The 13,968-nt window shown below is 69.9% G+C and carries 10 protein-coding genes and 1 pseudogene; 3 read left to right on the top strand and 8 right to left on the bottom strand.

Features of this window, described 5'->3' with window-relative positions:
- Positions 1-37: 37 nt before the first annotated feature.
- Entirely contained in the window at positions 38-2,443 is a 2,406-nt protein-coding gene (pcrA, locus tag AB0B57_RS10835) for a DNA helicase PcrA (RefSeq protein WP_357067653.1), read from the bottom strand.
- Positions 2,444-2,720: 277 nt separating this feature from the next.
- On the opposite strand from pcrA, the gene AB0B57_RS10830 reads away from it, so the two are divergent.
- Positions 2,721-3,116 (top strand): chorismate mutase, encoded by a 396-nt coding sequence (locus tag AB0B57_RS10830; protein ID WP_357067650.1) that lies wholly within the window; start codon positions 2,721-2,723, stop codon positions 3,114-3,116.
- A gap of 101 nt (positions 3,117-3,217) precedes the next feature.
- Here the strand turns inward: AB0B57_RS10830 and AB0B57_RS10825 are convergent, their stop codons facing one another.
- The 7 genes from AB0B57_RS10825 to AB0B57_RS10795 all read right to left on the bottom strand — a co-directional run bounded on the left by AB0B57_RS10825 (position 3,218) and on the right by AB0B57_RS10795 (position 11,486).
- On the bottom strand, positions 3,218-4,231 hold the full coding sequence (locus AB0B57_RS10825) for a dipeptide ABC transporter ATP-binding protein (RefSeq protein WP_357067648.1): 1,014 nt from the start codon (positions 4,229-4,231) through the stop codon (positions 3,218-3,220).
- The gene (locus tag AB0B57_RS10820) at positions 4,224-5,252 is read right to left on the bottom strand and encodes an ABC transporter ATP-binding protein (RefSeq protein ID WP_357067891.1); all 1,029 of its coding nucleotides are present in this window, start codon (positions 5,250-5,252) and stop codon (positions 4,224-4,226) included. The genes AB0B57_RS10825 and AB0B57_RS10820 overlap by 8 nt, the downstream gene beginning before the upstream one ends.
- A gap of 25 nt (positions 5,253-5,277) precedes the next feature.
- On the bottom strand, positions 5,278-6,246 hold the full coding sequence (locus tag AB0B57_RS10815; RefSeq protein ID WP_357067646.1) for an ABC transporter permease: 969 nt from the start codon (positions 6,244-6,246) through the stop codon (positions 5,278-5,280).
- On the bottom strand, positions 6,239-7,165 hold the full coding sequence (locus AB0B57_RS10810; RefSeq protein ID WP_357067644.1) for an ABC transporter permease: 927 nt from the start codon (positions 7,163-7,165) through the stop codon (positions 6,239-6,241). Before AB0B57_RS10810 ends, AB0B57_RS10815 begins: the two co-directional genes overlap by 8 nt.
- Positions 7,166-7,313: 148 nt before the next feature.
- Positions 7,314-8,951 (bottom strand): ABC transporter substrate-binding protein, encoded by a 1,638-nt coding sequence (locus tag AB0B57_RS10805; RefSeq protein WP_357067642.1) that lies wholly within the window; start codon positions 8,949-8,951, stop codon positions 7,314-7,316.
- A 580-nt stretch (positions 8,952-9,531) separates the two neighbouring features.
- Entirely contained in the window at positions 9,532-10,218 is a 687-nt protein-coding gene (locus AB0B57_RS10800; RefSeq protein ID WP_357067889.1) for a response regulator transcription factor, read from the bottom strand.
- A gap of 2 nt (positions 10,219-10,220) precedes the next feature.
- On the bottom strand, positions 10,221-11,486 hold the full coding sequence (locus tag AB0B57_RS10795) for a PspC domain-containing protein (RefSeq protein ID WP_357067640.1): 1,266 nt from the start codon (positions 11,484-11,486) through the stop codon (positions 10,221-10,223).
- Positions 11,487-11,642: 156 nt separating this feature from the next.
- Between AB0B57_RS10795 and AB0B57_RS10790 the strand changes: the two genes are divergently transcribed.
- Both AB0B57_RS10790 and AB0B57_RS10785 read left to right on the top strand, forming a co-directional pair.
- On the top strand, positions 11,643-13,412 hold the full coding sequence (locus AB0B57_RS10790) for a PspC domain-containing protein (protein WP_357067638.1): 1,770 nt from the start codon (positions 11,643-11,645) through the stop codon (positions 13,410-13,412).
- Positions 13,409-13,615 (top strand): annotated as a pseudogene (locus AB0B57_RS10785) (hypothetical protein); the annotation flags it as partial. The gene AB0B57_RS10790 and the pseudogene AB0B57_RS10785, both read left to right, overlap by 4 nt.
- Between the last annotated feature and the right edge of the window lie 353 nt (positions 13,616-13,968).

Here is a 13,968-nt window from a genome sequence, read left to right as displayed (position 1 = left end):
CGCACCGGAGGCCACCCCTGCCGTCATCCGGGGCCGGTCAGAGTTTGTCGACCGGGGCGTGCCGGAGCACCAGCCACATGGTCTGGTCGCCGAAGTCGATCTGCGCTCGGGCACCCGGGCCGTGCCCCTCCACGGCCAGCACCCGCCCCAGCCCGTACCGCTGGTGGTTGACCCGGTCGCCGGCCGACACCTTGGGCCCCTGCGGCAGCTCACTGGCCGTGGTCAGCCGGCTGGCGTCCACGCCGAGCCGTTGCGCCAACTGGGCCGCCTTCGGCGTACCCCCGGTGAAGTTGCCACGCGCGCCGGGCGCGCGGTCCGCGCGGCCGCCGACGCCGCCGCCCCCGCCAGCCCACGAGGTGTACGACCCTTCGGTGCGCTCCCAGTGCACCAACTCGGTCGGCAGCTCCTCCAGGAACCGCGACGGCGGGTTGTAGGACGGTTGCCCCCAGGCCGAGCGGGTCACCGCCCGGGAGAGGTAGAGCCGCTGTCGGGCGCGGGTGATGCCGACGTACGCCAGTCGGCGCTCCTCCTCCAACTCGCGGGTGTCGCCGAGCGAGCGCAGGTGCGGGAAGACGCCGTCCTCCAGCCCGGTCAGGAACACCACCGGGAACTCCAGGCCCTTGGCGGTGTGCAACGTCATCAGCGTGACCACACCCTGGTGGTCGGGGTCGTCGGAGGGAATCTGGTCGGCGTCGGCGACCAACGCCACCTGCTCCAGGAAGCCGGCGAGGGTGGCCCGCTCCCCCTCCTCGCCCAGCGCCTCGATCCGCTCGGTGTACTCCCGGGCGACGCTGACCAACTCCTGGAGGTTGTCCACCCGGCCGGCGTCCTGCGGGTCCAGGCTCTCCTCCAGCTCGGTGAGGTAACCCGAGCGGGTCAGCAGCGCCTCCAGCACCTCTTCCGGGGTGCCGGTCTCGGCCAACTCCCGGGCCCCGTCGAGCAGCGCCACGAAGTCGCCGATGCCGTTGGCCGCCCGGCTGGAGATGCCCGGCGCCTCCCGGGCCCGGCGCAGCGCCGCGCCGAACGAGATCCGGTCCCGGTTGGAGAGCGCCTCGACACACGCCTCGGCCCGGTCGCCGATGCCCCGGCGGGGGGTGTTGAGGACCCGCCGCAGGCTCACCGTGTCGTCGTCGTTGACCACCGAACGCAGGTACGCAAGGGCGTCGCGGACCTCCTTGCGCTCGTAGAAGCGCACCCCGCCGACCACCTTGTAGGGCAGGCCGACGCGGATGAACACCTCTTCGAAGACGCGGGACTGTGCGTTGGTGCGGTAGAAGACCGCGACGTCGCCGGGGCGGGTCTCGTCGGCGTCGACCAACCGGTCGATCTCCCGGGCCACCCAGTCGGCCTCGGCGTGCTCGGTGTCGGCCACGTAGCCGACGATCTGCTCACCGGCGCCGGCCTCGCTCCACAGCCGCTTGGGCTTGCGGGAGGTGTTGCGGTCGATCACCGCGTTGGCCGCGTTGAGGATGGTCTGGGTGGAGCGGTAGTTCTGCTCCAGCAGGATCGTGCGGGCGTTGGTGTAGTCCCGCTCGAACTCCAGGATGTTGCGGATCGTCGCGCCCCGGAACGCGTAGATCGACTGGTCGGCGTCGCCGACCACGCACAGCTCGGCCGGTTCCACCCCCTCGGTGCCGGAGACCAGCTCCTTGATCAGGATGTACTGGGCGTGGTTGGTGTCCTGGTATTCGTCCACCAGCACGTGCCGGAAGCGCCGCCGGTAGCTCTCCGCGACGTGCGGGTGCGACTGGAGCAGATGCACCGTGGTCATGATCAGGTCGTCGAAGTCCAGTGCGTGCGCCTCACGCAGCCGGCGCTGGTAGAGCGTGTACGCCTCGGCCAACGCCCGCTCGTTGGGCCCGGTGGCCCGCGCCGCGAACTGCTCCGGGTCGACCAGCTCGTTCTTGAGGTTGGAGACCTGGGCGGCAAGCCCGCGCGCCGGGTAGCGCTTCGGGTCGAGATCGAGCTCGCGGGTGACCAACTGCATCAGCCGGCGGGAGTCGTCCGCGTCGTAGATCGAGAACGTCGACTTGAGGCCGGCGTGCTCGTGCTCGGCGCGCAGGATCCGGACGCACGCGGAGTGGAACGTCGACACCCACATCAGGCGGGCCCGGGGACCCACCAGCGCGGCGACGCGCTCCTTCATCTCGCCGGCGGCCTTGTTGGTGAAGGTGATCGCGATGATCTCACCGGGATGGACGTCCCGTGCGGCGAGCAGGTAGGCGATCCGGTGCGTGAGCACCCGGGTCTTGCCGGACCCGGCGCCGGCAACGATCAGCAGCGGCGAGCCGGCGTGGGTGACCGCGTCGCGCTGTGGCCCGTTCAGCCCGGCGAGCAGCTGCTGCGGATCGAGGCGCACGGGGGCCGGCCCGGGTCGGTGCGGGCGGGCCGGCGCGGACTCCGGCGCAGGCGGGGACGCGGGAATGTCGAAGAGAGGATGCATCGCCCGACAAGTCTATGCCGCCGGTCAGACACTGCCCCGCCCCGCTGCGCCGCGACGCGAGGAAGGGGCCGCCGGATCCTTGCGCGGCAGGCGCCGACGTGGGCATACTCATCAGCGTGATCGCTGCGCGCTACCACTTTTACTATGGCACCGGGAGTCCGGCTGCCGTGGGTCGCGCCTGATCGATTCAGACCTGCAAAGCCCCGGGCTCCTGGAGTCCGGGGCTTTTTCCGTCCCGGGTTCCGGGCACCGGGCACCACAGTGCGAGAGGTACCCGATGATGACAGACGTGATGGAGCAGAGCGGCGGCCCGACCCGACCCGAGGCGGAGCAGCCCGTGCCGAACGGGACCGAGCCGGCGGTGTCCGCGCCCCCGGCGGTCGACAACGCCGGGCCGGTCGAGGCACGGACCGGCACCGAGGAACCCACCGCCTCCGCGCGGATCGTGCAGATCAGGGAACGGATCGACGAGATCGACAATGCGATGATCGCGCTCTGGCAGGAGCGGGCCGCGTTGTCCCAGGAGGTCGGGGCGACCCGGATGGCCTCCGGCGGGACGCGTCTGGTGCTCTCGCGCGAGCGGAAGATCCTGGAGCGGTTCCGGGTCGCCCTCGGCGCCGACGGCACCCAGTTGGCCCTGCTGCTGCTCCGCGCCGGCCGCGGCCCGCTCTGAGCCGCCCCGCCGGTGGCGAGCCCGGGCCGGCCGGCCCGGCCACGGACAGACGAAACCGCCTGCCGTCGTCGTGGTGACGTCGGCAGGCGGTCTCGGATGACTCAGGCCTCGTGGGTGGCGACGATCTCGCGCCGTTCCGCGAAGTGGCAGGCACTCGGGTGGTCCGAGTCCCGTCGGATCTCCAGCAGCGGCACCTGCTCGGCGCAGACGTCCTGTGCCTTCCAGCAGCGGGTCCGGAACCGGCAGCCCGAGGGCGGGCTGATCGGCGACGGCACGTCACCCGTGAGCCGGATGATCGTCTTGTTGTTCCGCTGCGTCGGGTCCGGAACCGGCACCGCCGAGAGCAGAGCCTGGGTGTACGGGTGGGTCGGCCGCTCGTAGATCTCGTCCTCGGTGCCGATCTCGACGACCTTGCCGAGGTACATCACCGCGACCCGGTCCGAGAGGTGGCGGACCACCGACAGGTCGTGCGCGATGAAGACGTACGAGAGCCCGAACTCGCTCTGGAGCTTTTCCAGCAGGTTCATCACCTGGGCCTGGATGGAGACGTCCAGGGCCGACACCGGCTCGTCGCAGACGATGATCTCGGGCCGCAGGGCGAGCGCGCGGGCGATGCCGATGCGCTGCCGCTGACCGCCGGAGAACTGGTGCGGGTACCTGTTGATGTGCTCCGGGTTGAGCCCGACCAGGTCCAGCAACTCCCGGACCTTGGCCCGACGGCTGCCCTTCGGCGCCACCTCCGGGTGGATCTCGAACGGCTCACCGAGCAGGTCACCAACGGTCATCCGCGGATTCAGCGAGGTGTACGGGTCCTGCATGACCAGCTGGATCTGCCGGCGCAGACGCCGCAGCGCCCCGCCGGACAGCTTCGAGGTGTCCTGGTCCTTGTACATCACGCTGCCGGAGGTCGGCTTCTCCAGGTTCATCAGAACCCGGGCGAGGGTCGACTTGCCGCAGCCGGACTCGCCGACCACACCGAGCGTCTCACCGGCGCGCAGACCGAACGAGACGCCGTCCACCGCCTTGACCTGACCCACGGTCTTCTTGAACACCACACCCTGCGTGACGGGGTAGTGCTTGACCAGGTCACGGACCTCGAGGATGTTCTCAGTCACGGTTCACCAGCTCCTCGGCGAAGTGGCAGGCGCTGGCCCGGGCGGGCCCGACCTGCAGCAGCGGCGGGACCTTCTCCCGGCACACCGGCTGAGCCATGGGGCAGCGCGGGTTGAACGGGCAGCCCGGCGGGATGTTCATCAGGTTCGGCGGGAGGCCCTTGATCGTCCGGAGCTGCTGCCCCTTCTCGTCCAGGCGCGGGATCGAGTCGATCAGACCGATCGTGTACGGGTGCGCCGGCTTGGCGTACAGCTCGTACACGTCGGCTTCCTCGACGATCCGGCCCGCGTACATGACCGCGATCCGGTCCGCGACGTCGGCGACCACGCCGAGGTCGTGGGTGATCAGGATCATGCCCATCTGCCGCTCACGCTGGAGCTCGGCGAGCAGGTCCATGATCTGGGCCTGCACTGTCACGTCGAGCGCGGTGGTCGGCTCGTCCGCGATCAGCACCTCCGGGTCGAGTGCCAGCGACATCGCGATCATCGCGCGCTGCCGCATACCACCGGAGAACTGGTGTGGGTAGTTGTTGAACCGGCCCTTGGCGTTCGGAATCTTGACCTGGTCGAGCATGTCGATCGCGCGCTTCTTGGCCTCGGCGCGACCCATACCCCGCCGGACCCGGAACTGCTCGGCGATCTGGAACCCGACGGTGAAGACGGGGTTCAGCGCGGAGAGCGCGTCCTGGAAGATCATCGCGATGCCCTCGCCACGGATGCGGCGACGCGCCTCGTCGGACATGGTGAGCATGTCCTTGCCCTGGAAGCGAACCTGACCGCCGGTGACGAAGCCGGGCGGCGTGTCGAGGATGCCCATGATGGTCTGCGCGGTGACGCTCTTGCCGGAGCCGGACTCGCCGAGCACGGCGAGGGTCTCCCCCGCGTCGACGTGGTACGTGACCCCGTTGATGACCTTTGCGACGCCGTCCCGGGTGCGGAACTCCACCCGCAGGTCGTCGACCTCGAGCAGGCGACCGGAGGGGCGACCGGACCCGCCGGGTCCCGGCACGGACTGCTCGGACACGAGAATGTCGGACACTGGATATCCCCTAGCGGAGTTTCGGATCGAGGGCCTCGCGGACCGCCTCACCGAGCATCACGAAGCTCAGCACTGCGGTGACGAGGAACGCGGCGGGGAAGAAGACCAGCCCTGGCGCGACCCGGAGGAAGTCCTTACCGTCGCTGATCATGATGCCCCAGGAGACCACCGGCGACTTCAGGCCGACGCCCAGGAAGGACAGCGTGGCCTCGGCGCCGATGAACGAGCCGACCATGATCGTGCCGTAGACCAGCAGTGGCGCCAGGGAGTTCGGCAGCAGGTGCTTGAGGATGATCCGGCCGGTGCCGGCACCCAGCGCGCGGGCCGCGACGATGTAGTCGGCCTCCTTGGTGGCGAGCACCGAGGAACGCATGAGTCGCATCACGACCGGCCAGCTCAGCACGATCAGGGAGATGGTCACCAGGCCCATGATCTTGACTTTGCTGTTGCCGGAACCCGAGCCGTTGAACGTGGTCAGGATGACGATCGCACCGAGCACGAACGGCAGGCCGAAGAACACGTCGGCGATCCGGCTCAGCAGCCCGTCCACCCAGCCACCACGGTAGCCGGAGATGATGCCCATGGTGCCACCCACCAGCAGGGTGCCGAGCACGGCGAGCACGGCGACCTGGATGGAGGCGCTGGCGCCGTAGATGACGCGAGCGTAGACGTCGCGGCCCTGCAGGTCGTACCCGAACCAGGCGTCCCCGGACGCCTTGCCCAGGCTGCGGGACAGCGACCCGTTGATCGGGTCGCCCGGCGCGAACAGGGCCGGGAAGAGTGCCATCAGCACGAAGACCACGATCAGCGTGGAGGAGATCCAGAACAGCGGCTTGCGCCGGAGGTCCCGCCAGGCGTCGCCGAGCAGACCCCGGGGCTTCTCGTTACTCTGCGGCGCGCCCAGGGTGGCGGGGGCGGCGGAGTCGGTCGGGTGCGCGCCAGGGGTACTGACGATCGACGCGGTGCTTGGGTCACTCATAACGGATCCTCGGGTCCAGGGCGGCGTAGAGCAGGTCAACCAGCAGGTTCATCACGAGATAGACCAGCACGAGGACGACCACGATCCCTACCACGGTAGCGCTCTCCTTGGTGACGATCGCGCGGTAGACCGCACGGCCGATACCGTTGATGCCGAAGATTCCCTCGGTGACGATCGCGCCGCCCATCAGGGCGCCGAGGTCGGTGCCGAGCAGGGTGACCACCGGGATGAGCGAGTTGCGCAGCAGGTGCACGCCCACCACCCGCCGCATCGGCAGACCCTTGGCGATCGCGGTGCGCACATAGTCGGCGCGGCGGTTCTCCGCGATGCTGGTTCGTGCCACGCGGGCGATGTAGGCGACCGACGCGCTGCCGAGCACGAAGCCCGGCACGATCAGCTCGGACAACCGCATCTCGGAGGAGACGGTCGGCTTGACGATGCCCCACTGCACGCCCAGCAGCCACTGAAGAACGAAGCCGACGACGAAGACCGGCAGCGCGATCAGGAAGAGCGTGGAGACCAGGACAAGGTTGTCCAGGAAGCCGTTGCGGCGCAGACCGGTCAGCACGCCGGCGCCCAGGCCGATCACGGCCTCGATGGCGAGCGCCACCAGGGCCAGCTTCAGCGTGTTCGGGTACGCCGTGGCGATGATGTCGCCGATTTCGCGTTGCGAGAACGTCTGACCGAAGTCACCCTGGAGCAGATTCTTCATGTAGTTGCCGTACTGCACGAAGACGTTCTGGTCGAGGTGGTACTTCTCGGTCATGAAGGCGATGTACTGGTCCGGGCAGCGGCGCTCGCCGCACTTGCCGGCGAACGGATCGCCGGGGACGGCCCAGACGAGCCAGTAGATCAAGAACGTCGTACCGATGAAGACGGGCACGAGTTGGAGCAGCCGTCTCAACAGATAACGGCCCATGGGGTGGTCCTCCAGACAGGGGGCGCGTCGGACGGCCGACACGGTGGTGACAACGTGCGCATCGAGTGTTGTAACACCCGATCGCGGAACGGCCCCGGGTCGGGCTCACCGGATGTGGCGAGCCCGACCCGGGGTCAGACCGTTCGGATCAGAGCTCGACCGAGGTGATGTCGAGTTCGCCGACGTTGTTCAGCTCGAGCTTCTTGATCTTCTCCGAGTGGCCGGACTGCTGGCCGTAGAAGTAGATCGGGATGCTCGGGACGTCCTGGTCGACCTTCTCGACGGCCTTGACGAACGCCTCGTGCGAAGCCTCCAGGCTCGGCGCGGCGCTGGCCTGCTTCGCCAGGGCGTCGACCTCCTTGTTGCTGTAGAGGCCGTCGTTCGAGGAGCCACCCGTGACGTACAGCGGGTTGATCCAGTTCTCGACGTCCGGGTAGTCCTGCTGCCAGGCAGCGCGGTACGGGCCCTTCATCGAGTGGGCGTTCACGTTCTGCCGGAAGACCGCGAAGGTCGGCACGCCCTCGGCCCGAGCGTTGATGCCGAGGTTGGTCTTGATCTGCTGCGCAACGGCGTCCATCCAGTCCTTGTGGCTGGAGTCCGAGTTGTAGTAGAAGACCATCTCACCGGAGAAGCCACCGGCCTCGGCGAGCAGCGTCTTGGCCGTGGCCACGTCGAACTTGCAGGCGGTGCAGTTGCCCGGCTTGGCGCCCGGGGTCAGCGGGTTCGCCCAGCTGTCGGCCGGCTTACGGGTGCCGAAGAAGATCTTGTCCGAGATTTCCTGCCGGTTGATCGACAGGGACACGGCGCGGCGCAGCTTCGCGTTCTGGAAGCGCTTGTCGTAGAGCGGGAACGCGATCAACGCGGTCGTCGGCGTGACGGTGTTGCGGCCCCGCTCACCGAGGTCGGTCTTCCACTTGTCGCCGGCGAGCGCCGAGGTGGGGATGACCTCCATGAAGTCGAGGGTGTTGGACAGCAGGTCGGCGTAGGCGGCCGTCTCGTCCTGGTACAGCTTGACGTCGACGTCCTTGACCTTCATCTTGTCGCGAAGGTTGTAGTCGTCGAAGCGCGTCAGCTTGACGAGGACGTTGTCATCCCACGACACGAACTTCACCGGGCCGTTGCCGATCGGCTTCTTGCCGAACTCCTCGGGCTTCATGGTGAAGAAGGCATCCGGCAGCGGCATGAAGGCCGCGTAGCCGAGCTTGGTCGGGAAGACCGCGGTCGGCGCCGCCAGGGTGACCTCGAAGGTCTGCTCGTCGATGACCTTCAGGCCGGACATCTTCTCGGCGGCCGGGGCGGGGGCCTTCTTCGGGCCGTCCGCGCCGTCCGGGTCCGACGTGTAGGTCTGGTCGAAGCCCTGGATGTCGGAGAAGAAACTGCCGTTCTGCGCGCCGTTCGGCGAGTAGGCGGCCCAGTTCCAGGCGTCGACGAAGTTCTTCGACTTCACCTCGGTACCGTCGTGGAACTTGGTACCCTTCTTGATCTTGATCGTGAAGACCTTGGAGTCCGTGGTGTTGATGGACTCCGCAAGCGCGTTACGCGGGGCCCCACCGTCGTTCGGGTACTCGACCAGGCCGGTCCACAGCCAGTCGACGATCTTGCCGCCGCCGGTCTCCGTGGTGTTCGACGGGACCAGCGGGTTCTCCGGCTGGACACCGTGGATGACAATCGCGCCGTCGCCGCTGGCGGCAGTATCGCCGTCGCCACCGCTCGAGCAACCGCTCGCGACAAGCGCGGCAGCCGCGCTGAGCGCGATCGCGCTCGTCGCCCGCTTCGAGACTCTCATTCCGAGGGGCCTCCTCTTTCTAACCAGGTTCCGTCGTGGGTTTCACGCACGTTTGGGGGTGACACCGCCCGACCACCCCGGGGCGCGGGTCGCCGGGACCACAGGGAAGTTGGAGACACCCCTGATGTTCCGATCCGCCGGGCTCCCCCACCAACGAGGCGTGACACGACGCAGAAGGCACGGCCACGAGCCGCCGCGAAGGGCGGGGACATGGTCATGGGCCGTACGGAGTGCCACACACCGATGGTGAGGTGCTGCCACTGTGACACCAACTGGCCTCTTCCGTGAAGGTGCCGTTATCAAGCCGTTAGTTGCCCGCCACGTCGCCGATACTTGAAAAATGATCATAAAACGGTCGACGTAGGCCGCACTGAGCAGGAAATACGTTGCGCCGCCCGAAGAAGTGACCCTGGGCCGCCCGCCGGCCCCGGGCCCACCTCTGCCCGATAGGACGTCCAACACCACCCGCATTTCGACCCATCCGGACAGGTCGACTACGGCTGCACGGACACGATCACCGGCTGGGTGGACGAGGGCGCGATGATCGTCTGTCTGATCCTCGGCCCCGGGCGGGGCGAGATCACACCAGCCGGCGATCCGCCGCCCACCGGGAGAGCTCGTAGCGGTTGGACATCTGCAGCTTGCGGAGCACGTTCGACACGTGCGTCTCCACCGTCTTGATGGAGATGAACAGCTCCTTGGCGATCTCCTTGTACGCGTACCCCCGGGCCAGCAGCCGCAGCACCTCCCGTTCACGGTTGGTGAGCTGGTCCAGCTCCGGGTCGGCCACCGGGGCGTCCGGCCGGGCCGCGAAGGCATCCAGCACGAACCCGGCCAGCCGTGGGCTGAACACCGCGTCCCCGTCGGCGACACGGCGGATCGCCGCGGCCAGCTCGTCCGGGGAGATGGTCTTGGTCACGTAGCCCCGGGCACCGGCACGGATCAACCCGATCACGTCCTCCGCCGCGTCGGAGACGCTCAGCGCCAGGAACTTGACCTGCGGGTGCGTACGCCGCATCGCCTCCAGCACCGCGCGACCGCCGCCGTCGGGCATGTGCACGTCGAGCAGCACCACGTCCGGTCCGACAGCCGCGATCCGGGTGACCGCCTCGGCCACCGTGCTCGCCTCGCCCACCACCTCGACGTGGGCGCCCAACTCCGCGCGCACCCCGGCCCGGAACATGGCGTGGTCGTCCACCAGGAACACCCGGAGCCGCTCGGGGCGGGCCTGGGCCGGGTCGAGGTGCTCGGTCGGCTGCTCGGCCATGGTCATCTGTTCCTCTCCGCTGCGGACGAGTCCCGGGAGATCGGCAGGATCAACCGGACCTCGGTCCCCTCCCCCGGGCCGGACCGGATTTCGGCCCGTCCGCCGTGCCGCTTCATCCGCCCGATGATCGAGCCGCGTACGCCGTGCCGGTGGTCCTCCACGGTATCCGGATCGAAGCCCTTCCCCCGATCCCGGACGAAGACGCTTACCTGTTCGGGCTCCACCTCGGCGTACAGCGAGACAGTCTGCACGCCGGCGTGCCGGGCCGCGTTCACCAGCGCCTCCCGCGCGGCCGCGACCAGCGCACCGACCTTCTCGTCGGTCTCCCGGTCGCCCACCACGACCGCCTCCACGGTGATCGCGTAGGTGTCCTCGACCTCGGCGGCGGCCTGCTCCAGCGCGGCGGCGAAGCGCTCGTTCGGCGACGCGGTGGGCTTGTAGAGCCAGTTGCGCAGGGAACGCTCCTGCCCCCTGGCCAGCCGCTGCACCATCTTGACGTCGCTGGCGTTGCGCTGGATCAGCGCCAACGTGTGCAGCACCTGGTCGTGCACCATGGCGGCCAACTCGGCCCGCTCCTGCTCACGGATGCGCCCCTCGCGCTCCGAGCGGAGCTGGCTGTACGTCCGCCACAGCACGGGCGCGGCGACCACGCCGACACCCGCCAGCCCGACCAGCGCGAAGATCACGCCGTTGATCACCGCATCGAAGTTCTGCGCCGGCGAGTAGACCGCCGCGACACCGATGATGCCGACCGCGACGAGCACCCCACCGCCGATGAACCGGAGCACGAACGCCCGCCGGTCGCTCTCCTCGACGACCGCGCCCAGCCAGGGCACCGGCATCGCCTCGCCCCACTGCCGCCGCCGTTCGGGTGCGGACTGGTGCCAGATGACCCCGGCGCCGACCGCGATGATGGCCACGAGCCAACCGGCGGTGCCGGCCGCGCCGACCGAGTCGAAGACCATCACCTGGATCAACAGGACACCGAGCCCGATCCCCACGAACGGCAGGAGCTGGGCGACGTCGCGCCGGGGCGGCACCGCGGTGTCGCCGGGCCGCAGCGGCACCACCGCCCAGAAGGCCGCGTAGAGCAGCAGGCCGAGCCCACTCAGGCCGAGCAGCACCATGAACGCGACGCGCACCCGCAGCACCGAGATGCCGAGATGGTCGGCGATACCGGCGGCGACGCCGGCGGCCATCCGGTGCTCGGGGGCGCGGTAGAGGCGCGGGGATGGAGTCACGGTGCTGATCGGAGGCTCCCTGGTCACGGTGGCGGGTGTGGCGCGGGTCGGTGATCCGATCGTCACACGCTGCGGCGCCCACGACCACGGGGACGCCCCCGACATTCCGGCCGCCGGATCTCAGGGTGGGGTCAGGGTCGTGTCCTGAGGTCGCTCGGGCTCACCGGGCAGCAGGATCGAAGCATGACCGAGGAAGCTGCCCCGCCGCCCCGACCGGGGTCGACACAGCCGGGTGGTTCAGCACCGCCCCCGCCCCCGCCCACCGCGACGCCCGCCGAATGGACCGCGCCCAGCGCGTTCGGTCCGTACACCGGCCCCGGCCCGGACACCGGCAGCACGCCAGCCGATCCAGCCGGCGGCTACCCGCCACCCACCGGGGGCCACTACCCGGGCCCGGGGTTCGCGGCCGGCACCGGCTACGGGGCCCCCGGCACGCCACCCGGGCCGGGTGGTCCGGGTCCGTCCGCGCCGCCGCCGTTCACCGGCACCGGTTTCACCTCGCGGTACGGGTTGGTCCGGCCGCGCGAGGGGCGGTATCTGGCCGGTGTCTGCGCGGCGATCGGACGAGCCACCAACACCGATCCGGTGCTCTGGCGGGTGCTGCTCGCGGTGCTCGGGTTCTTCGGTGGCATCGGCATCCTGGTGTACGTCGCCGCGTGGTTGATCATCCCGAACGAGGGCGACACCGCGTCCCCGATCGAGTCCATGCTCGGCCGCGGTCGTTCCAGCATGTCGCCGGTGACCGTCATCATCCTGGGCATCCTGGTCGCGGCCAGCTTCGGTTACATCGTCACCGACGCCTTCCGCGCGGTGCTGCTCGGCGCGGCCATCCTGGTCGCCGGCGCGCTGCTGCTCAACCGGGACAGCCGCAACCCACAGCCGGGCACCCCGGGAGGGCCGGCACCGTCCGGCAACCCGCCCGGCCCGGTCCCGCCGGTGACCTGGCCCGCGCCGTCGTACGACGTGCCGCCGTCGACCACCCCGCTGGCCACGACCACAACGGTGGTCAGCGGTGCTCCGGCGTACGCCGCCACGACCATGGCGGGGCCGCCCACCGTCACCACCCCGGCGTACGACGTATCCCCGGCCGCCCCGGCCCAGCCGGTGTCCGGGCAACCGGCCGACCCGACTGTTGCCGGAGCCGGCTGGCCGGTCACCCACACGCCCAGCGTCGGATGGCCGACGGCGCCGGTGACCGGCGCACCCGCTGCCGCGCCCGGCTATCCGACCGCCGCCCCGGCGTCCGGATACCGCCCCCCGTTCGCGCCACACGGCCCGTACGCTTCGCCGCCCCCGGCCGCTGCCCGTCCGCCGAAGCCACCGAAGCCACCGAAGCGCCCCAAGGAGCGTTCGCCGCTCGGCGCGGTGACCTTCTCCCTGATCTTCCTGGCCCTCGGTGTGGTCGCCCTACTCGACCTGCTCGACGTCTTCGCCATCAGCGCCTCGGCGTACTTCGCGGCCGCGCTGGCCACGATCGGGCTGGGTCTGCTGGTCGGCACCTGGTTCGGGCGGGCCCGCTGGCTCATCGCGCTCGGGCTGGTGACCGCGGCGGCGCTGGGCACGGGGACGGTCGCCGAGTCCTACGACCGGATCCGCGGGGTCGACGGCGCGGTGACCTGGGCGCCCACCGACTACCGCGATCTTGCCGACCGGTACGAGAACAGCTTCGGTGACGCCGTACTCGACCTGCGGGGGATCGACTTCGCGAAACGGGACAGCCAGGTGACGGTCGCCATCAACTTCGGCAAGGCGACGGTGGTCGTCCCGCCGAACGTGGACGTCACCACGGTGGCCGACGTCAACGCCGGCGACGCCATCGTCTTCGGCAACCATTCCGGCGGGCTGGACGGCCGCCAGCAGGAGTCCACCGACCTCGGCGCCGACGGTGCCGGCGGCGGGAAGCTGCGCCTGTACATCCACGTCAACGCTGGCAACCTGGAGGTGACCCGGTGAAGGCTCACCGCACGGATCTGGTGTCGTTCGCCTTCGGGCTCGTGTTCCTGGCGCTGTCGGCCTGGTGGCTGCTCGCCCAGATACTCGGGTTCGCGCTGCCGGCGGTCGGTTGGTTCCTGGCCAGCGCCCTCATCCTGATCGGGGTCTTCGGGCTGGTCGGCGCACTGCGCTCGGGCCGGTCGGGGCCGCCGAAGCCGACCGCCGAGGCCGGCGTCACCGAGGCCACCGCGCCTGTCTCCGGCGCGTCCGCTCCGGTTTCCGGTGCCGGCACGCCGACCTCCGGGGCGGCGCTTCCGGTCTGGGAGGCGCAGCGCTCCACCTGGGACACTCCGCCGCCGGCAGCGACCCCGCAGCCGTCGACCACCGAGGTACGAGCACCGGAGGCACCGACCGCCGACGTGATCCACCCGGCCTGGCTGGCCCACCAGCCGTCGGAGCCGCAGACCGTTCCGATCCCCGGCCACTCCGACGAGCCGACCATCGGGGTCGTCACCCGAACGACTCCGCCGGACGAGGACGAGCCGACCCGGCCCAACCAGCCGACCGCCAGCGCGGC

Origin of the sequence: Micromonospora sp. NPDC049101 (assembly GCF_040648675.1) — a bacterium.
Lineage (GTDB): Bacteria > Actinomycetota > Actinomycetes > Mycobacteriales > Micromonosporaceae > Micromonospora.
The sequence above is the reverse complement of the archived record's forward strand: the minus strand, read 5'-3'. Positions and strand labels throughout refer to the sequence as shown.